This is a genomic window from Paenibacillus sp. P4_A7 (assembly GCF_056402455.1).
This window is the reverse complement of the sequence record NZ_JBFUHJ010000004.1, coordinates 13,967-33,268: the sequence shown is the minus strand read 5'-3', so window position 1 is coordinate 33,268 and position 19,302 is coordinate 13,967. Positions and strand designations below refer to the sequence as shown.

16 protein-coding genes and 1 pseudogene are annotated in these 19,302 nt (G+C 46.3%); 8 read left to right on the top strand and 9 right to left on the bottom strand.

Features of this window, described 5'->3' with window-relative positions:
* Nucleotides 1-5: 5 nt before the first annotated feature.
* Nucleotides 6-2,390, bottom strand: a complete 2,385-nt coding sequence (locus AC1DWN_RS01180; protein WP_477557118.1) for a (Fe-S)-binding protein — start codon at nucleotides 2,388-2,390, stop codon at nucleotides 6-8.
* Nucleotides 2,391-2,727: 337 nt separating this feature from the next.
* Here AC1DWN_RS01180 and AC1DWN_RS01175 point away from each other — a divergent pair, with 337 nt between their 5' ends.
* Together AC1DWN_RS01175 and AC1DWN_RS01170 are read left to right on the top strand one after the other, a co-directional pair.
* Entirely contained in the window at nucleotides 2,728-3,612 is an 885-nt protein-coding gene (locus AC1DWN_RS01175; protein ID WP_477557148.1) for an electron transfer flavoprotein subunit beta/FixA family protein, read from the top strand.
* An 808-nt stretch (nucleotides 3,613-4,420) separates the two neighbouring features.
* Nucleotides 4,421-5,413 (top strand): electron transfer flavoprotein subunit alpha/FixB family protein, encoded by a 993-nt coding sequence (locus AC1DWN_RS01170; RefSeq protein ID WP_477557117.1) that lies wholly within the window; start codon nucleotides 4,421-4,423, stop codon nucleotides 5,411-5,413.
* A gap of 299 nt (nucleotides 5,414-5,712) precedes the next feature.
* On the opposite strand, the gene AC1DWN_RS01165 is transcribed toward AC1DWN_RS01170, so the two are convergent.
* From AC1DWN_RS01165 to AC1DWN_RS01145, 5 genes and pseudogenes are all read right to left on the bottom strand, one after another.
* Nucleotides 5,713-6,384 (bottom strand): SOS response-associated peptidase, encoded by a 672-nt coding sequence (locus tag AC1DWN_RS01165; RefSeq protein ID WP_477557116.1) that lies wholly within the window; start codon nucleotides 6,382-6,384, stop codon nucleotides 5,713-5,715.
* A 180-nt stretch (nucleotides 6,385-6,564) separates the two neighbouring features.
* Entirely contained in the window at nucleotides 6,565-7,416 is an 852-nt protein-coding gene (locus tag AC1DWN_RS01160) for an AraC family transcriptional regulator (protein ID WP_477557115.1), read from the bottom strand.
* Nucleotides 7,417-7,556: 140 nt separating this feature from the next.
* Nucleotides 7,557-7,844: pseudogene (locus AC1DWN_RS01155) on the bottom strand (flavodoxin domain-containing protein); the annotation flags it as partial.
* Nucleotides 7,845-7,863: 19 nt separating this feature from the next.
* On the bottom strand, nucleotides 7,864-8,664 hold the full coding sequence (locus AC1DWN_RS01150; RefSeq protein WP_477557114.1) for a hypothetical protein: 801 nt from the start codon (nucleotides 8,662-8,664) through the stop codon (nucleotides 7,864-7,866).
* 255 nt (nucleotides 8,665-8,919) lie between these two features.
* A complete protein-coding gene (locus AC1DWN_RS01145) occupies nucleotides 8,920-9,510 on the bottom strand; it encodes a hypothetical protein (RefSeq protein ID WP_477557113.1) in 591 nt (196 codons plus the stop codon).
* Nucleotides 9,511-9,609: 99 nt separating this feature from the next.
* Between AC1DWN_RS01145 and ilvA the strand changes: the two genes are divergently transcribed.
* On the top strand, nucleotides 9,610-10,878 hold the full coding sequence (gene ilvA, locus AC1DWN_RS01140; RefSeq protein ID WP_477557112.1) for a threonine ammonia-lyase IlvA: 1,269 nt from the start codon (nucleotides 9,610-9,612) through the stop codon (nucleotides 10,876-10,878).
* 515 nt (nucleotides 10,879-11,393) lie between these two features.
* Here ilvA and AC1DWN_RS01135 read toward each other — a convergent pair.
* Entirely contained in the window at nucleotides 11,394-12,371 is a 978-nt protein-coding gene (locus AC1DWN_RS01135; RefSeq protein ID WP_477557147.1) for an aldo/keto reductase, read from the bottom strand.
* Between the two features lie 166 nt (nucleotides 12,372-12,537).
* On the opposite strand from AC1DWN_RS01135, the gene AC1DWN_RS01130 reads away from it, so the two are divergent.
* From AC1DWN_RS01130 to AC1DWN_RS01115, 4 genes are all read left to right on the top strand, one after another.
* Nucleotides 12,538-13,731 (top strand): MFS transporter, encoded by a 1,194-nt coding sequence (locus tag AC1DWN_RS01130; RefSeq protein WP_477557111.1) that lies wholly within the window; start codon nucleotides 12,538-12,540, stop codon nucleotides 13,729-13,731.
* 15 nt (nucleotides 13,732-13,746) lie between these two features.
* The gene (locus AC1DWN_RS01125) at nucleotides 13,747-14,355 is read left to right on the top strand and encodes a TVP38/TMEM64 family protein (RefSeq protein WP_477557110.1); all 609 of its coding nucleotides are present in this window, start codon (nucleotides 13,747-13,749) and stop codon (nucleotides 14,353-14,355) included.
* Nucleotides 14,356-14,446: 91 nt separating this feature from the next.
* Nucleotides 14,447-14,590 carry a hypothetical protein gene (locus AC1DWN_RS01120; protein WP_477557109.1) on the top strand — a complete coding sequence of 48 codons (144 nt, stop codon included), beginning with the start codon at nucleotides 14,447-14,449 and terminating at the stop codon, nucleotides 14,588-14,590.
* 23 nt (nucleotides 14,591-14,613) lie between these two features.
* A complete protein-coding gene (locus AC1DWN_RS01115) occupies nucleotides 14,614-14,916 on the top strand; it encodes a transposase (protein ID WP_477557108.1) in 303 nt (100 codons plus the stop codon).
* A 163-nt stretch (nucleotides 14,917-15,079) separates the two neighbouring features.
* On the opposite strand, the gene AC1DWN_RS01110 is transcribed toward AC1DWN_RS01115, so the two are convergent.
* On the bottom strand, nucleotides 15,080-16,159 hold the full coding sequence (locus AC1DWN_RS01110; RefSeq protein ID WP_477557107.1) for an FUSC family protein: 1,080 nt from the start codon (nucleotides 16,157-16,159) through the stop codon (nucleotides 15,080-15,082).
* Between the two features lie 197 nt (nucleotides 16,160-16,356).
* Between AC1DWN_RS01110 and AC1DWN_RS01105 the strand changes: the two genes are divergently transcribed.
* Entirely contained in the window at nucleotides 16,357-17,322 is a 966-nt protein-coding gene (locus AC1DWN_RS01105) for a diacylglycerol/lipid kinase family protein (RefSeq protein WP_477557106.1), read from the top strand.
* Here the strand turns inward: AC1DWN_RS01105 and AC1DWN_RS01100 are convergent.
* Nucleotides 17,315-19,096, bottom strand: a complete 1,782-nt coding sequence (locus AC1DWN_RS01100) for an ATP-binding protein (RefSeq protein WP_477557105.1) — start codon at nucleotides 19,094-19,096, stop codon at nucleotides 17,315-17,317. The two genes, AC1DWN_RS01105 and AC1DWN_RS01100, sit on opposite strands and share 8 nt — an antisense overlap.
* Between the last annotated feature and the right edge of the window lie 206 nt (nucleotides 19,097-19,302).

The window sequence follows — 19,302 nt, the reverse complement described above, 5'->3', positions numbered from 1 at the left end:
CCAATTTATACGTCTCCAAAAATACTTTCAGCCAGCAGCTCTGCCACGTCACGCGCAGCAACTTTTTTGTCCGCTGACAACGCCTTTAGTCCGTCCTCCATCATCGTCAAACAATAGGGACATGCTGAGCTAATGACAGATGGCTTCACCTCTAGTGCCTGTGCGGTTCTCGCATGATTAACACGTGTCCCCGAATGCTCTTCCATCCACATCAACCCGCCACCCGCGCCGCAACACATCCCATTCGCACGCGAACGCTGCATTTCTTCAATCGTTACACCAGGAATCGCCCGCAGTACATTTCGTGGTGCTTCGTAAGTGTCGTTGTAGCGGCCTAGATAACAGGAATCATGTACAGTAACCCGCTCCTCCAGCTCATAAACGGGCTTCAACACACCATCCGCAAGCAGCCTCGACAGCAGCTCGGTGTGATGTTCCACTTTAATGTCGGGATTAAGGCCGAAATCGGGATACTCATTTTTAAAAGTGTTAAACGTATGTGGGCAAGCGGTCACGATCTGCTTCACATCATATTTGTGGAGTGTTTCAATATTTTCGCGGCATAGCTCCTGAAAAAGCAGTTCATTCCCGATCCGCCTTGACGTATCACCCGAGCTCCGCTCCTCATTGCCGAGTGTCGCAAAGCTAATGCCCGCATGATCAAGTAACCGGACTAGATCAAACAACACACGGCGGCTTCGCGAATCATAAGCACCCATCGATCCTGCCCAAAGCAGCACATCCGGCTTTCGCCCCAGTCGCTTCAGCTCCTGCATGGTTTGAACCCGAATCCCTGTTCGACTCTCACAATCACTAATCCAAGCGGCACGCTCAGCACGCGGCAAGCCCCATGGATTGCTTTGACGCTCAATATTTTGCAACGCGCGTTGTCCATCAGACGGAAGGCGACCCTCCATCAAAACAAGATACCGACGCATATCAATGATTTTATCGACATGCTCATTACCGACTGGGCATTGATCCTCGCAATTACGGCAGGTCGTGCACGCCCATAACTCTTCCTCGGTAATCACCTCGCCGATCAATTCCACCTCCTCAGCCTTAATTGACTTACGTTTGCTCCAGGCCTGTGCCTGTGCAGCCATCGTTGGAGTGATAGTCGTAATTCCATCGTCAAAGCTATCATCCCAGGCCGGAAGCACCGCCCCCATGACATGCGCGTAGCTCTCACTCGATCTGCTCTGCCAAATACCCGCAGGCATCCAAGGCGACTTGGATGTTATAGCCGCTCCTTTCTCCGTTAAATGATCACGCAGCTTAATGATCAGATGCATCGGTGACAGCAACTTGCCAGTACTTGCAGCCGGACATACATTCGTACAACGCCCGCACTCGACGCAGGAATAGAAATCCAACATTTGCTTTTGCGAAAAATGCTCCACCTTGCCCGCTCCGAACGTCTCAGCTTCCTCATCCTCCAAATTTAATGGCGTTAACCGCCCCGGCGGCGAGCTTCGTCTGAACCATAAATTAATTGGAGCGGTTAGCAAATGAAAATGCTTGGACTGAGGGACGTATACAAGGAAACCGAGCAGTACCATTAAGTGCAGCCACCAAAAAACTTCAAAACCAGCATGAGCCAGCCAGCTTTTTGGCTGCACGCCTGCATAATGGAGCGCTTTGGCTAGCTGTACGCTTACTGGTGCATAGCTTGGCGCTACGACATGAGCATTTGCTTGGACTGCATTTGTGAGTGGTGAAAAGGTTAATACTGCTGCTTGCGTTAGTGTGACATTAGACGAATCTGTGTTACGTAGTGAGACTGTAGACGAATCTGTGTTAGCTGCGACTGTGACGGAACTTTTTTTCAGTGCTGCTGTTGAACCGTTAAGACTTCCCAGACTTCCGTCAGCAGCCATTCGTTCGAATGCTAAAGTGAATAAAATAGTAAGCATAAGCGAGCCGATAAACCACATGACAAGTGAGGGCTTCCAGCCTCGCTTGAGCCGCGGAAGCCGCTCTCCATAACGCCGAAATGCGCCATAAACCACTGCTACCAGCACCAACGTTACCGTAATCTCCTGCGTCCAAGAGAACCAATGGTAAAAAGGAAGTGGAAGCGGTACGCCTCCATTCAACCCTTTCCATATTAAATCTGCCGCCCCAAACTGAAGCATAATAAAGCCGTAAAAATAAACCAAATGCATGATCCCGCTCCGGACATCATTCAACAGCTTGCGATGACCGAATACTTGACCACTAAAACTGTTCTTTTCTGTCTGCTTTTGGTTCTGCCTATAACGTGTAAAAACAGACTTCACTCCAAGCCGCATGTATCCTACACGCCTAAGTACTACGGCCGAGAACATGGATAAAGCAAGCAATGTAAGCGCCGCAAACATCAGCCATCTGACCAACTCCCAAGCCATATGCCCCGCCTCCTTGTATGCCGGTTTATCTAACCCACATGTACGAACGAAGTAGTTGGACAAGTATTAAAGCGTTTTCATTTGTGAACTGTAGCGCCCCTTGGCGGCGTAGGCTCGTTTCGCGTAGATATTTAAGTACATTTGTACGTGAAAACGTACAAATACTTAAATATCAAAAAATAGCCGCGGTGCTCCATGTATATGAGGTTTTTCCCTTGAACATGCCGCTCATTGAACGAAAGTGTACGGTCTATTCGCTTTCAAAGCGTCATATCGTAGCACTGATGGACAATGTTTTTGCAACAAAAATTTTGGTGTAAATGAGGGAACTTCTATGCTGAAAATAGTAGTACTTCTCAAACAAACGTTTGATACGGAGGAGAAAATAATCGTTACGCCGCAGGGCGTCGACGAAAGTGAAGCGAAGTTTGTTATCAATCCTTATGACGAATACGCGTTAGAGGAAGCTATTTTGCAACGGGAGCGGCATGGCGGTCAGGTGATCGTGGTCACCTGCGGACCAGAACGGGCGCAGGATGCACTGCGTACCGCGCTTGCTGTCGGGGCCGATGAAGCGATCCGGCTCGATAATAGCTCACTGCCCGACGATGGCTTTGCTGTAGCTGCTGCATTAGCTTCGGTGATCGAGCCGCTCGCCCCGGATTTGCTGCTGGCTGGGTTATTCGCTGTGGACAGCGGTTCTGGCAGTGTCGCTCTCCAAGTGGCACAGCGACTCAGCTTACCACATGCCTCCTCTGCGGTTAAGCTGTCTATTGTTACGGGTGCAGAAAGGGACGCATCCTTAACGGAAGATTCCGCTCCTTCACAGATACTTGCGGAAAGGTACGCTTTGGTCGAGAGAGATGTAGAAGGCGATACGGAGACCGTTTCCATCCCCTTGCCTGCCCTCATCACAGCACAGCAAGGACTTAACGAGCCACGTTACCCTTCCCTTCCGGGCATTATGAAGGCGAAGAAAAAACCTCTGCGCACCATTGCGGTTGAGGAGCTTTTTGGTAGTGATGGGGCGGGTGATAATGCTAGTTCAAATGCGTATGCAGGAGCTTCAGCGAGCGGGATATCAGGTATTAGTCCTCGTACAGTAAGAACTCAGTTGCTCCCGCCTCCACCTCGTGCTTCCGGTCAAAGGCTTGGTGGCGCACCTGTAGAGCAGGCAGCTGCGTTAGTGGCGTTGCTGCAGTCGGAGGCGAAGTTGCTTTAAGGTGCTGGTACCGACATAACATTAACTCTTACACTGCCACTGCCATCAACGACCAACGGTAACTCTGGCCAAAACACAATTAATCTCCTTGAAGTGGGTTCTTCACATCAAGTGAATAACTGTAACGAACACTGGGTCCATCACTCGAGTTCCTATGCTATTGAGGATGGTCAAAGACACGTGGAGTGTTAGTTGTTCTTCAATTTTCACCTCACTAAGAGAAGTTACGGACATTAGTTCCGCTATTCTTGAATTTTCATGCATTTTAGGCCTGTTACGGACATGAGGTCCGCTATTCCGGTTGGTTGGAGGCATATTCGATCCTTTTCATACAAATAAGGGATCTGATGTCCGTTAACATCCCAAAACGAAGGTAATTCTTGCAAATAAGGGATCTGAGGTCCGTTACTGCTTGTAACCAAACTATAGAAATAAGTTCAGCAACAATGTTACTCTTTTAAACCAGCCAGCATACTTAAGAGCCATGTTACTCTTTTAACCAATCATCATTTTCAGCAGCAACGTTACTTTTATAGACCAAACATTCTTCTCAGAGACAATGTTACTTTATAAGCCAAATATCCTTTTCTGCAGTCATGTCACTCCTTTAACCACTCATCATTATCAGCAGCAACGTTACTCTTAAAGAGCAAACATCCTCCTCTGAGGCAATGTTTCTTTTTAACCAATCATCATTTCTAGCAGCAATGTTAGTCGTTTAAGCCAACCATCTTTATGAAATACAATGTTACTCGTTAAACCAATCACCATTTTCAGCAGCAAAGTTACGAGGGAGGAGTTACATCCTATGTCCAAAACAATACTTGTCTTTGCAGAATGCCGCGACGGCAGCTTGCGCCGCGTGGCGCTTGAAGCGCTCGGCGCAGCGCGGCAGCTCGCAGGCAAGGACGGCGCTGTCCATGCCGTCCTTGCCTGCACCGGCGGCGCGGCTGAAGAAGCCGCCGCGCTAACCGCGCGGGGGGCGGACGTCGTGCATATCGCCGACGATCCTTCCCTCCGCGCCTATGCGCCCGAGGCGTGCTTCGCCGCCCTCAGCGCAGCAATGGATGTGGTGCGGCCGGACGCGCTTTTGCTCGGCCACACCTCAGTGGGGCGCGAGCTCGCGCCCCGTGTGGCCGCGGCCTATGGCGCCGGCCACATCGCCGACGTTATCGCCATCGAACCATCTCAAGGTGGCGATAACGTCGGCTTTATTCGCCCGCTCTACGCCGGCAAGGCGTTCGAGCGGCGCAGCTTCGTGCCGGGCCACCCGTGGGTCATCACGGTGCGCCCGAATAATTTGCCGGCGGCGGAACCGCTTGACGCCGCCGAACGTACGGGCACCGTTGTGGCGCTGCCTTTTACGGTGCCGCAGCTCTATACCGCCGTGCATAGCCTCGTTCGCCGAGCCGGCGGCCAGCTCGATCTTGCCGAAGCCGACGTAGTCGTATCCGGCGGCAGAGGTGTACGCAGCGCAGCCGGCTTCGAGCCGTTGCAGGCGCTAGCTTCCGTTCTCGGCGGTGCGGTCGGAGCCTCCCGCGGCGCCTGCGACGCAGGCTATTGCGATTATGCCCTGCAAATTGGGCAAACCGGCAAAGTCGTGACACCGCAGCTGTATATTGCCTGCGGCATCAGCGGCGCCATCCAGCATTTAGCCGGTATGAGCCAATCTCGCATCATCGTCGCCATCAACAAAGACGCCGAAGCTCCTATTTTCGGCGTAGCGGATTACGGTATCGTCGGTGATCTGTTCGATGTAGTCCCTTTGCTGACTGCGGAATTGCAGCGGGTTCGAGCTTAGGCCTACTAAATGTACGGTCTCAACTCATCCATACTGAGGCAAACATCATTAAGAATGAGGCTATCCTCACTATTAACTTGTCTGCATCCCAGACAACACAAAAAATAGTGAGGTAAATCTCATTCCCCATGAACATAAGTTCATGGCGAGTGAGGTTTTCCTCACTATCCCATTAGAAAAACCAATTTTTCACCTTTATAGTGAGCTTCTCTTAACTAATTAGTGAGTTTGCCTCACAGGGCTACGAAGGACGACAATATCCTCAATTACTCAGTTACTTGGTGGTTTGAGCGTTTGAATCATGCAAAATCCGGACGGATTTCCCGAATGCAATCTGGCGACTCAAACAACTCGTTGTGGACAGCATTGGTGACCGGGTAAGCGCGCATTAAATAGGTGTCCATCGCTTCCAGATGCTTGCGAAGTCCGCTGAACTCCGTAATACGAGGGTTTAGCCAATCCTCAATACCATCCTCGTCCAAAATAACCGGAACCCTAGGCTGCCAAACAGACATCGCGCCAGAAGAAGCTGCAGTTAGAATTGTAAAAGCCCGCATCTCTTTGCCGCTCGCATTTTTCCAGCAATCGTAAATGCCCGCTATTCCGAACAGCTGCTGACTTGGAAGCACAATATGCATAGCGCGAGGGTCACGCTCTTTTCCAACCTGCTTCTGACCAAAAAAGCCGCTGCACGGCAAAATACACCGTTGTCTCTTCAGCATTCTTCCGAGGAAGGGCTTGTCAGACAATGTCATATGATCGGCATTAACCGAATCCTTCGCCCAAAAAGGGAACAGTCCCCATCTAGATTCCTGCATCGTTCTTTGATCAAAACGATCATTCATAACAATCGATACCGACTGCGTCGGTGCCACATTAAACCGATTCGTATGTCCTCGTACAACCTTACCTACCTTAAACATTTCAACTATATCGCCAATTTCTGCAGTTAACGAAAACCGTTCAATCATCGCGATCGCTCCTTTTTTCACGTTGATTGAACCAGTTTTTGTTAAATGCCCGAATATTATGCACACAGCGGCAATTCCTTTTTTCCGTTAAACTCTCAAACTCTAGTATTCAACTCTATTACACTCTTACTCACTCAAACTTTTATGCTATTAGTCTTTCATGCCCTGCCTATTAATTATTCACATCGTAAAACGTTTACGGAATTTAAGAGGCGGCATCCCCGTATGCGAAGCAAATAGCCTTGAAAAATGCGGCGTTTGACGGAAGCCTGTTTCCTCTGCCACGCGAGCGATTGTCCAATCCGTTTTAATTAACAACAGCTTCGCTTGGTCAAGCCGATAATAAAGCAAATATTGCTGCGGCGTGCAGTCGAACACCTCTGTCATGCAACGCGTTATGTAATTCGTATGAAGCTGGAGCACCTCGCTCAGCATCGTATTGCTGATAGGACTACGATAATTGAGCTTTAAATAGGCAGCTGCCCGCTCCGCAACCGATACCCCTGCTTTAGCAGCATCTGAACGCCAGCCTTCGTCCAGCATTTGAAGCAAATGCAGAAAACGCTGCTGCCGTTCCCAAAATGCCCCGTGCGACGAGCTCTTAGCCGCATCATGCAGTTGGGAGAAGATGAGCTTAGCCTCGTCCGGATAAGTCAGCTTCATTTGTTTTGGCAAACGAATCGCATAGGTGTAGTAATCTCCGCGCAGTGAGCCCTGCTGGCCGCCCTCGGTTTCTTCCCAAGCACCAACGGTTTGAAAATGAATCCAGTCGAACACCGTTTCCTCTTCACAAGGTCGGGTGGAATAATGCCAGCGGTCAGGTCTTAAAATAAGCACTTCCCCAGGACCGAGCGTCCATCTATTGTTTTCCTCTGCCACATGCAAAGTGCCTTTATTCACAAACAACAAATCAAATACGCCAAGATTAGTCCGGTTCGGATGCTCTTCCCCAGCTTTATACGTAATTCGGTTAGATTCTATAAAAAACGGCAACGGCGGTGAACGAAATGTTAGCAATAGCTCCTCTGACAACCTTATCTCTCCTCAGTAGTTCTTCTCTAGGTGTAATTATGCAAAAATGACTACTGCCATGTTACTTGATAAGCCTTTCCTTTGTCTACAACAAAACAAAATCCCCAGCCGATCCGTTTCCGGATATCGACTGAGGATTTTTATACGGCTACAAGTCCAGCAACAAGGCGCCCTAGCGTTCTGCCCTGTTCTTTCTCTGTTTCAGATGGATTATATTCGAATTTAATGCTCTCACCTACGATTTCCGCTCCCAATTCCTTCAGCTTTGCTTCTATAATATCTACCGCACCGCAGTATATTTCATACGAAGTATCTCCTGATCCGAATACGGCTGCTTTTTTACCTCTCAAATCCAGGCCATCCATTCCCTCATAAAAATCAAGAAACTCATCCGGCAGCTCGCCATCTCCCCATGTATAGGCTCCTATCCGTTCTCTAGCTGTTCATTTAAATATTTACGGATTGAATACCCTGAAACAGCGTTGCCATATAAAGGCTGTCTCCCTGCACATCAATATCCGTAACCGGATAACCCAGCTTGATAGACAACAAGGTGACTTGATTATGAATATAAGCCAGCTGATACAGCCCTCTATCCGTACACACATAAACAACATTCCCTATGGCTAGCACCGAAAACATAAATTTTTTACCAAAGCTAATGCGGTTAAACTTACCCTTCTTATCTCCAATAAGCAGCTGCCCCTTATCATTTGTCCCAATGAGATGCCCGCGAAAAACAGTCAAGCTTGTAACGCTTTCCTGCAGCTCGAAATGCGCCCAATCATCCATAAAACGATCATAAAGAGAAATACCGCTGTCATGAGCAATGATCAAATATTGCGGCAGGTTAATAAAGTCGTATACCCGTTTACCAACGCTTGCGACCTGTTCCCATTTCGATCCCGTTTTGGACCAAAGACCATCGTCTGTCGCGACGTAAGAGGTTCCGCCTATTTTGCGAAATTGGTAACATGGAATAGTTAGCCCGTCGTTTACCCACCTATCCGAGGCCCATTCGTAGAGTCCATTGCTTGTGCAAGCATGAAGCAATTCGTGCTGCAGCTGCAGCCGATTCACATTTGTCAGATCCGGTAAACCTTCATCCATCCTATCCCAACAACCCGCTTCATCGATTTGATACACGCCATGGCCCACTGAAGCCGCGAACAAACAATCTGGCCCAGCCTTTATCGATGAGAAGGGAAAGAGCAGCCAATTCCAAGGCTTGCTTGTTTCCGTCTGCATAAATCTCGCTCCTTCAAAATACTCCATATATGCTTGCTTCTAGTGACGTATTAGCTTTTTGTGTCTTTATTAATTGATAATGATTATCACTAACAGTCATATGATAACTATTCTCAACTTCAATGTCAAGAAGAAGCTTTGGATTTTTTTAATCAAGACAACGCAAAAAAGAGCGCTAAAGCTGTTACCAGCTCGCGCTCAATTCCTCTTTTTAAAAAGCTCTTATGACTGCCAAACGATCGATTACCACTATGACTACAGTTTAAAATCTAATTGAAGATTTATTTTAAACTTAATTATAATTTGATCAACCAGAAACTGAACGTCTCGCACCGTTACAACATCCTGTCTTGGCAAATCCAGCGGAATAGTAATCGTTTCTAGCGTATTTATCGGCAGAGATAATCTCTTGATCGAAAGCGATTGTGGAACCAGTACAATATTAGGCTCCTGCCATTCCATCGTATAGACAGCATCAAATCCAGCAGGAATACGGTCTTTATACCGTACATTCATCCGGGCAATCAGCTTATCCTGTTCCAGCTCGAAGTACGCACCTTCTAATTGGACATCCTTCCCAATCTCCAGTGGCGACTGCCCGTCGCTGCTGAGTTTACTTTTCAGACTCATTTTGACCAAGTTGTTAATATTCGGCTCTGTGAGCACTAGCTCAGGTTTCATCTTTTTGATCATAGACATTACTTGTTGTTTCACATCGAAAGGCTCATATGCTAAATCAAGCTTCTCTTCTGGCGCAATATATGACAGCAACCACCAAACGCCGCCGCCTAGCAGTAATAGAAAGAGCACCAAAGCCATTAACAGTCTTCTTATCGTTTTGCGCATTGGCAATTTCTCCTCTTCTCTCTTCTAATCTCTATGTTAATGCTATAATAAATCAATTATAAAAATACTACTATTGGAATATCGAGAGGATGGCCGCAAATGAATCCGAACACCCAACCTATACCCCACATTGGTTTAGAAGAAATTATTCAAGCGCAAATGCATTTGAAGGATGTCATTACGCGCACGCCGCTCCAACATAATCGCGTCTTGTCCGAACGATTCAACTGTAATGTACTCCTAAAACGGGAGGATTTGCAAATCGTTCGCTCATTCAAAATACGTGGTGCTTATCACCTCATGCGCTCCCTCTCACCTGAGACGTTAGCGAAAGGTGTCGTATGCGCCAGTGCCGGCAACCATGCGCAAGGTGTTGCTTACTCCTGCCAAACACTCGGTATTCCGGGTAAAATATATATGCCAAGCACAACTCCGCGCCAGAAGGTTTCACAAGTATCCTTTTTTGGCGGGTCATTTGTTGAAGTCATTTTGACTGGAGACACGTTCGATGACGCTTACGCTGAAGCGGTAGCTGAGAGTAACCGCAGCGGTATGGCCTTCGTGCATCCGTTTGATGACCCGAAGATCATTGCCGGCAACGGTACAGTTGGAAAAGAGTTTATGGAAGCAGCTGATAAAGTTCCAGACTTCGTATTCGTTACAGTCGGCGGCGGCGGACTTGCTGCTGGTGTCGCATCCTATGTGAAAATCGTGTCTCCCTCCACAAAAATAATCGGTGTCGAGCCTGAAGGTGCACCATCGCTTCGCGTTTCGCTTGATGCAGGCGAGGTAACTCCGCTGGATCAAATCGATAAATTCATTGATGGCGCTGCGGTTAAGCGGGTCGGTGATCTCACCTATGCGATATGCCGAGATTTGCTCGATGATGTCATTACCGTACCAGAAGGAAAAGTATGTACAACCATGCTTGACCTATACAATGAAAATGCGATCGTTGCTGAACCAGCCGGCGCATTGCCGATTGCAGCTCTAGAAGCGTACCGGGAACAAATCGCCGGCAAAACAGTCGTATGCATCGTGAGCGGCGGCAATAACGACGTCGATCGGATGCAGGAAATCAAGGAGCGCTCACTCATCTATGAGGGCTATAAGCATTACTTTATGGTGAGCTTCCCTCAGCGCGCAGGGGCACTACGGGAGTTTCTCGATCAGATCCTAGGACCTAACGACGACATAACTAGATTCGAGTACACGAAGAAATCCAATAAAGACAATGGCCCAGCTCTTGTCGGTATCGAGCTAAAACATCGCGAAGACTACAATCCGCTCGTTGATCGGATGAATAAGAAAGGGTTCCATTTCATAGAGCTTAATAAGGACCCTGTCCTTTTCAATATTCTTATTTGATTTTAGATATTTAAAAAACTGTAAGCCTGATTTTTACGCTTACAGAACTTTTTCTAGCTGATTTCTGACCTTTAAGCTTCATTTCCGGCCTTACAGACCATTCACAACCCGTTAAAACCTATTTTTGAGGGGCTGTAAGCTCGATTTGGATGCTTACAGCTCTTTTTCGAGCACATTTTTGGTCTGTAAGCTCGATTTTCGTGCTTATGGACTTATCACATTTCACTAACACCGCCAATTGAAGCTGTAAGCACGTTCACACACTTACAGACTCAATATTAGTTAGTTTTAAGAACACTTCCAGCTAGTCTGCAACACCTGTGCTTGATAGTTTATGCTCTCAAATCCTGACTAGTCTATGACCTCTCCGTGTAGAGGGGACTCATGCCTGTAAGTCAGCGATGTGTGTCCGCGATCTGTGGTTTGCCGGTTGTGGGTTATGGGTTGCGGCTTGCAGCCTACTAACAAAAGCTCCGTTACCCCGATACGATTCGGGGCAACGGAGCTTTTGCGATTTACCAAGCGTATGCGCGTGGAGCGTCGCCGCCTGGGCCAGGGAAGATTTCATCTATACGCTTAAGCGCTGACTCATCTAGCTTGATCTCAACGGCGCGAAGTGAACGCTTGAATTGATCAAGCGTGCGCACACCGATAATCGGTGCCGTCACAGCTGGATTAGATAGCAGCCATGCGAGTGACACTAGATCCTCTGGCTCGCCTAGCTCGTCACAGAACTTTCCGTAAGCATCCAACTGCTCGCGATGTTTGTCCAGGCGCTTCGTGTCACCGCTGCGTCGTCCGCCATCCTTGCGACGATGATTTCCTGCAAGCAAACCTCCATCGAGCGGGCTCCACGGAATAACGCCGAGACCTAACGCTTGAGATGCCGGCAATACCTCCAGCTCCGGAAGACGGCAAAGCAAATTGTATTTATGCTGCTCAGATACTAAGCCAAGCGAACCTCTCGCCTTCGCTTCGCCCTGTGCAACCGCAATGTCCCAGCCTGCAAAGTTACTTGATCCAATATAGCCAATCTTCCCTTGCGTCTGAGCGATCTCGAACGCTCCCCATAGCTCACTCCAATTCACCTTACGATCAACATGATGCATTTGGTACAATTCAATATGGTCAGTTTGCAATCGCTTAAGCGAGCCTTCCAAATGTCTGCGAATTTTATAAGCGGATAGACCCGCATCACGATTTGGTCCGTCATGGGCGTCATGCATATCACCGTATACTTTTGTGGCCAAAACGGTACGCTCGCGGCGTCCATCCCCCTGCTGAAACCATTTTCCGATAATTTCTTCCGTCCGACCTGCATTTTCACCCCAACCATAAATGTTGGCGGTATCGATAAAGTTAATTCCTGCTTCCAAAGCTGCATCTAATATATGAAATGATTCCTTTTCATCTGTGTCCACACCAAAGTTCATTGTACCCAAACATAATCGACTCACTCTAAGTCCCGATTGCCCTAAATTCGTGTATTGCATATTATTCATCGCTCCTTCGAATTTAAATAGAATGGATATCCTAACCATTATACAGAAATAATAACTAAGAGCCAAATGAAGGAAAACCAATCGATTTGGGCATAATATCCAAGTAACTTATACTGAAGAAAAAAATACCTCGTCAACCTCGATAAGGAGACTGTCTGTGCATAATGATCTAAAGTCTTGGTTTGGAGTGGAGATGCGTCTCATCTCCGTTATTTTATTTATTGTGATATTTGTCAGAGGAGCTGTACTTGTCAGCCTTCTCCCTATATTTGGTGCTAAAGTACTTGGCCACACACCTGAAATAATAGGTATCGCTATTTCTGCCCACTACATAACGGATACACTTCTCAAAATGGTTATAGGCTACTTACTCGATCGATTCTCTATCCGTATGATCGTTGTAATGGGACTTGCTATATCGCTTGCCGGTGTGTACTTGTTGCAATTTGCCGAGCTACCTTGGTTATTTATCGGAGCAGCTGCGCTTTATGGCATTGGCATTTCACCGATCTGGATTGTATGTCTCACAAAAGTATCCGAAGAGAAGCGTGCAACACAAATGGGCTTCTTATACACAATTTGGCTCGCCGGGCTCGGAAGCGGCCCTATTCTCTGCAATGTTTTGCTAGACTACAACTCGTCTTTCACGTATAACATGCTTTGCAGCCTATCCGTTTTAGCTCTTTTATTAGCCCTATTCATGAGTAGAAAAAAGGCAGAAACCCCTAATCGTATGCCGTTTCGTGAGCAATTAATCATTCTCAGGGCTCGGATCAGCCAAATGAAGGTATTGCTGCCGGGAATGATATTACAAACCATGGGCGCAAGCATGCTTATTCCTATTTTACCGAGCTTCGCTGACCATCAGCTTGGACTATCCGGCACACAGTATTCCATACTACTAACAGCTGGCGGACTGTTTGCCGTAGCGGGGCTTATTCCAATGGGAAAATTATCGGACATGCTTGGAGGAAAGAAGTGGTTTCTTGTATTTGGCTTTGGGGCATTCGCACTCGGATTATATATGCTAGCTTGGGGGCTTTCCTTCTGGTATTGTTTACTTATTGCCATTGCTCTAGGCTTGTCCTATGCAGCTATATTACCATCATGGAATGCGCTGCTGGCAACCTTTGTACCACCAAAGCAAGAGGGATTGGGTTGGGGCATTTTGTCCACTGTTGAAGGCATTGGCGTTATGATCGGGCCAATCGCAGGCGGCTATATTGCTTCTTGGAACGGTGAGACATCCGTATTCTGGACAAGTGCTGTCTTATTTGGGATCATCGGATTATTTTATTTATGGTTTCCATTCAAGGCGTTTAACCCTAGCGGAGAGGCGACAAACAAGTAGAACGGAGTTCGATAAATGGGTCAGCTGCAGGATTGGTTTCAAAATATTAAGCATATGGATCTGGATCAAATACAAGCAACCTTGGAAAGCTATTCTGGTTGGGGGCCACTGCCTGGACTACTGCTTCCTTTTATTGAATCGTTTCTCCCCTTCCTACCACTAATCCTTATCATCGCAGCTAATGCCAATATTTATGGCCTCGGGATCGGATTTTTACTTTCCTGGGCTGGTGTAACTACTGGCGGACTGTGCGTATTCTGGTTAAGCCGTAAGATCGGAAGAAAATTAAAGAGCAGGTTAGAGCGAAAGTATCCTAAATCACAGAAATTTTTTAATTGGGTAGAGCGAAGAGGATTTACACCCTTATTCCTGCTTGCATGCTTCCCTTTTACTCCTTCCATCATTATTACCGTCGTATCGGGTATCAGTAAAGTACCGTTTCATACGTTTTTTCTTGCCAACCTGCTTGGAAAAGCGGTTATGATTTTTTGTATTTCTCTCATCAGCTTTGATATTGGCAACCTTGTCGATGAGCCTTGGCGTATTTTTGTATCCGTTACAGCAGTTCTCGTCATGTGGTTTGGCGGCAAGCATCTTGAAGCTCGTTATCAACTAAATGGATAAGAGCTAAGCTGCTCATACATTTCTTCCTTTCGTGGCAAACTATTGTTGATCTTCTGCCGAAGATAATGCTTTCCCCAAGGAGGAATACCATATGTCTGGTGAACAGCCATCCGATAAGCAAAAGACTGCTAGCAAAGCGCAGTCCCGAGCTGACCGCAGCCATGTGAGCAAACAAGCTGCAAGTGAGCTGCAGTCAGGAGCCGATCGTGCTGCAGTGCCCAAACATGGATTATAGGGACAGGAGGGTTATATAAAACGATGAGCAATAAAAACAATCATCATGAGATGGCTCCGATATCCGGAGAGGCAGCCGAGGTTGAAGGGGTATACAAGAATCAATGGGGCCGTGTAGAGAAAATGGATCGCGGCGAAATACTACCGGCAGATCCCATGCTTGGAACGACTGAGTGGGTGCTGGTTGAGTACGATTTCGAAACCAATCATGAAGGGCGTACCGATCCACAATTAATTCCAGATGATGGCGCTCACAACCCCGAAGCACATATGCAGCATCCACGCCGTCATGAAGGCAGCAATAAAACGGACGACGATAATCATTAAGCACATGTTTCACTAATCGCGTTCATCCCGGTAAATATGGAGCCGCTTCTCGTGAAAACAGCAGGTCAGAGTGCTAGTAAGCTAGCCTCCAACCTGCTGTTTTTTATCATTATCGTACAACTTCGTTATTTGTAGCTGACCACGTATGGTTCGGTCAATGCGATCAAAGACCTGACTTCTGTTGTTCCACAGTTATTTCTTGCTTCTCATTCTCACGCTTCGTTCCCACGGACCGCTGCTGCACTTGGTCGAGCAGTTTTTCTAATCGCCGCAGATGGTACGCATATTCGAAAACTCCCGAAGCAACAAATACTAAACGCTTATGCTCGTCCGGATCTTCCATAATATATGAGGTTAAATCCTTAATAAGCCGCGCTTCACGTTCCTCTTCAGGCTCTATTAACACATTTGGCTTCATCTTGTCTTCTGCCTTGAGCAAGATATGCTCATGGTACTTAGAGAGATCTTCGATCTGACGATCAAATCTTATCGCCCATTCCCCGGCACTTGAAGATGCAAAATAATGCTCCTCCACGACGTCGAGCAAATCCGCCCCTTTTTGCAGTGTCTTAATCATTTGCTTCGAAACGAGTAGTTGCCTAGCATGGCTGGTTTTCGTTTTGGCCAATATTTTACGTTCCTCTTCAAATACCGCATAGCTTCCCTCAAGCTTACGCAATGTTCCATGAAGCTTTTCCTTCTCCAAGTTGAAGTACTGTTCCTTCATTTCGTTGGAAATCGCCGTTCGCAGCAGCAGTGATAGTTGATTATAGGCTTGATGAACATGTACCGTAAACTGCTTCCGCGGCCGCGGCGGGAATACAAGCACATTGACAGCAAACGATGAGCCAATACCCGTAAGCACCATCAAAAATCGTTCAGTCGCCATCTCCCAGCCTTGTCCATTTGCTTCCATTACAGCGACAACCGTTACAAGCGTTAGCCCGATTGTACCTTCCATTTTAAGACGAATGCTAATAAGGATCACTAGGATACACACGAGCCCGACAGCGATTGGCGTATCACCAAACAGACGAACTGCGGCTAAAGCAACGAGAGCCCCGAGTAAATTCGTTTGTGCTTGATCGGCTACACTCTGCCAAGATCGATAAATAGATGGTTGAATGGTCAGTATAGAAGCCACCGCTGCTATAAGCGGAGACGCGAATCCGAACAGTCCACTAAGGTAGATTGCTAACGCTACGGCCATCCCCGTCTTGAGTACTCTTGCTCCTATTGTCATGCGGTTTCAGCCTCCTAGCGTATATGCATAAACTCCTTCAGTTATTATACAGAAAAATACGCCGAATTCACTCCATAAATAAAAAAACTAATACTTTCCTATCTTTAAAAAGGGTTTCCTTTTCATTCCTTCGCCCTTATAATGATTCGGATACCTATTCCACACATATATCATTTGCGACAGGAGCATGTTCGTATATGTATCTGATCATTGTAAACGAATCAGCCGGTAACGGAAAAGGAAAACGGACCTGGCATAAAATAGAAGCTATACTGAAGCAGYGTGACTTGCATTATACAACTATTTTCCTCAAGGACCCAAATGCAATGGAAGCCACTTCGAAGCAGTTGCTTCTGCAAACGGCTTCATCCAGACATACAGAAATAAAAGCTGTTGCTGTCATTGGCGGCGATGGAACCATACATAGTCTGCTCCCTATACTGATTCAAAGCCAAGTACCACTTGCTATTATCCCAGCTGGCTCTGGTAATGATGCCGCTCGCGCTTTAGGTATTTCACGCAAACCAATAGCAGCGCTTGAGCAAATGCTGTCAGGTCAAGCTACAGCTATCGATCTAATACGGACATCCCATCTTTTAAATGAACCGATTTCAGAAACAGACTTCGTTCAAGGAAAGTCAGACATTGCATATTCACTGACTGCTGTAGCAACAGGGTTTGATGGTGCCATTGCTGATATTGTAAACCGTTCCTTCTATAAACGATGGTGCAATCTGTTTCGTGTTGGCTCCTTAGCCTACCTTATTGGTATATTCCATACCTTGCTTACATTCCGGCCATTTCCAGTCGTTGTTAAGGTGGATGGACAGATACATCGCTTTGAGCGAGGGTGGCTCATTGCTGTTGCGAATACTTCTTCTTATGGAGCCGGCTTACGGATATGTCCGGAGGCAAAAGCAAACGATCATTTACTGCATATTTGTATTGTACATTCTTGTACGCCACTGCAGCTTCTGCGCTTATTCCCTACACTGCTGACTGGGAGTCACACGAAGCTGCCTTATGTCAGTATACTAACTGGAACAGTCATTCATATTGAGCCTGAGGCTGATGAGCTTTATGCATTCGGGGATGGTGAAGCGCTTCATGCGCCCCCTCTTCGAGCGAGTGTTCTTTCAGATGCAATAAGTATAATTATATAATAGACAAGTCCGAGGGTATCTGCTCCTTGTATGGGAATCGAATCGTAAAGGTCGTCCCTTTCCCTAATTCACTATGAGCCGAAATCTGACCTTGATGATTGTCCACAATTTTGTAAGTGACCATTAAGCCAAGGCCAGTACCTTTATCCTTCGTCGTGTAGAACGGCTGTCCGATCTTGGACAGCTGCTCCTTTGAAATGCCAGAGCCATTATCTTGGATAAGAATTTTCACCATTCCATCCTCGTCATACGACATACATACCGTTACAACTCCTCCGCCCAGCATGGATTCAATCGCATTTTTGACCACATTAATAAATACTTGTTTTAACTGGGTTTCTACACCCATTACCCATAACGGCTTGCATTCGGTTTGGAAATCGATAACTACATTAAACAAAATAGCCTGCGTTCGCAAAAAGCCAACCGTTTCCTCCATCAGCTTATATGCATCCTTTATAGAAAATTCATAACTTTGCGGCTTTGATAGCATTAACAATTCACTAACGATCGATTCAACATGATTGAGCTCTGACTTCATAATGCTATAGTAATTGTCATTGCCTCGTCCTGAAGTGATAAGCTGCAAAAAGCCTTTTAATGTAGTAAGCGGGTTGCGTATTTCATGAGCAATACCGGCAGCGAGCTGACCCGCGATGTATAGCTTCTCTGAATTAATAAGCAGCTCTTCATTTTTCTTCCGCTCAGAAATATCGCGAATAATGATTTGTTCTATTTGCCTGCCCGAAAATGTTGTGCTGACGCGTACCACTTCTGTATGTAAAAGTGTCCCTTGCACCGTCCGCCATTCCAGCTCAATCGGTTTATTAAATGTCGCCTGCTTCATGATTTGATCATCTTCATTTTCGTCGGTTTCCAGCCATAAACCCATCTCGTTATGGTGCTTCTCTTCTAAAAGATCGTAGATGTACTCACCGATTAAATCCTCCGCATTGTTTACTTCAAACATTTTAAGTCCGGAGCGATTAATAAATTCCCATTTACCCTCGCTAATTAAAGCAATCGTATCCAGCGAATTTTCAACCAAAAGCTTATACCTCTGGTCAATTTGCTTGTACTTATTTTCGGCAAACCATGTCGTAAGACTGAAACTTAGTATGAGCAACGTAGATATGCCGAACATGAAAGCTAACAAAAGCAGATAGCTATTCATCTTATCCGTCGTCATAAATTCAATGTTTTCAACTACTAAAGCTTGCATCGCGAGCTTCTGCATGATCATAGCAGAAACCCCAAGCATCAAGCTGCTTTTCATTTTATGCTTTGGAGAGCCTTGGCTCATCCAATAAAAAGAGAAATAGGCACCGACGAAGATGAGGAAGAAGGAGAGTGTAAAAAGCAGCCAGTTGATGTTATAAGCATTAATAGAGCCGGTAAGCATGGAAACATAATGAAGTAAAGTTGCTGAAAGTGCAATCATCATCGCACTAAAAAATAATCGCACACTTAGAGGTCTGTCCGTATTTAAAATGAGCAATCCTATATAAGCAATGATACAACTGCCTGCTAAAATGAGAATTGTGTACCCATTAAAGTGAATAATATGATCCGATGCAAGCATGGTGATAACATGCATCGACCATTGGCTCAGCACAAATACAGCCGCACCGCCAACAAGCCAATTGAAGCTAGAGACTTGTTTCTTAGGCTTTAATTGCTGGGTCATACTAAACATTGTATAAGATGCGTAACATACTATAACCAACGACAAAATTAGATAGTATGGATTTCCCATAAAAGTTTCATAGTTCATAAGACTCCTTTTATTACCTGTAAATTTTATTCCTTTAGTAAAATTCGACAATTTAACAAAAAACCCTTTCTTATTCGTGTTAATTTTTGAGTAGTCTGTCGTAATATTAGTGTTCTGTTTCTCTATTCTTCTACTTCCGTTATTATGATAGAATAGGCTTGCTAGAAATAGCCCATACTTTATTAAAATAGGAATAGGAGGAGACA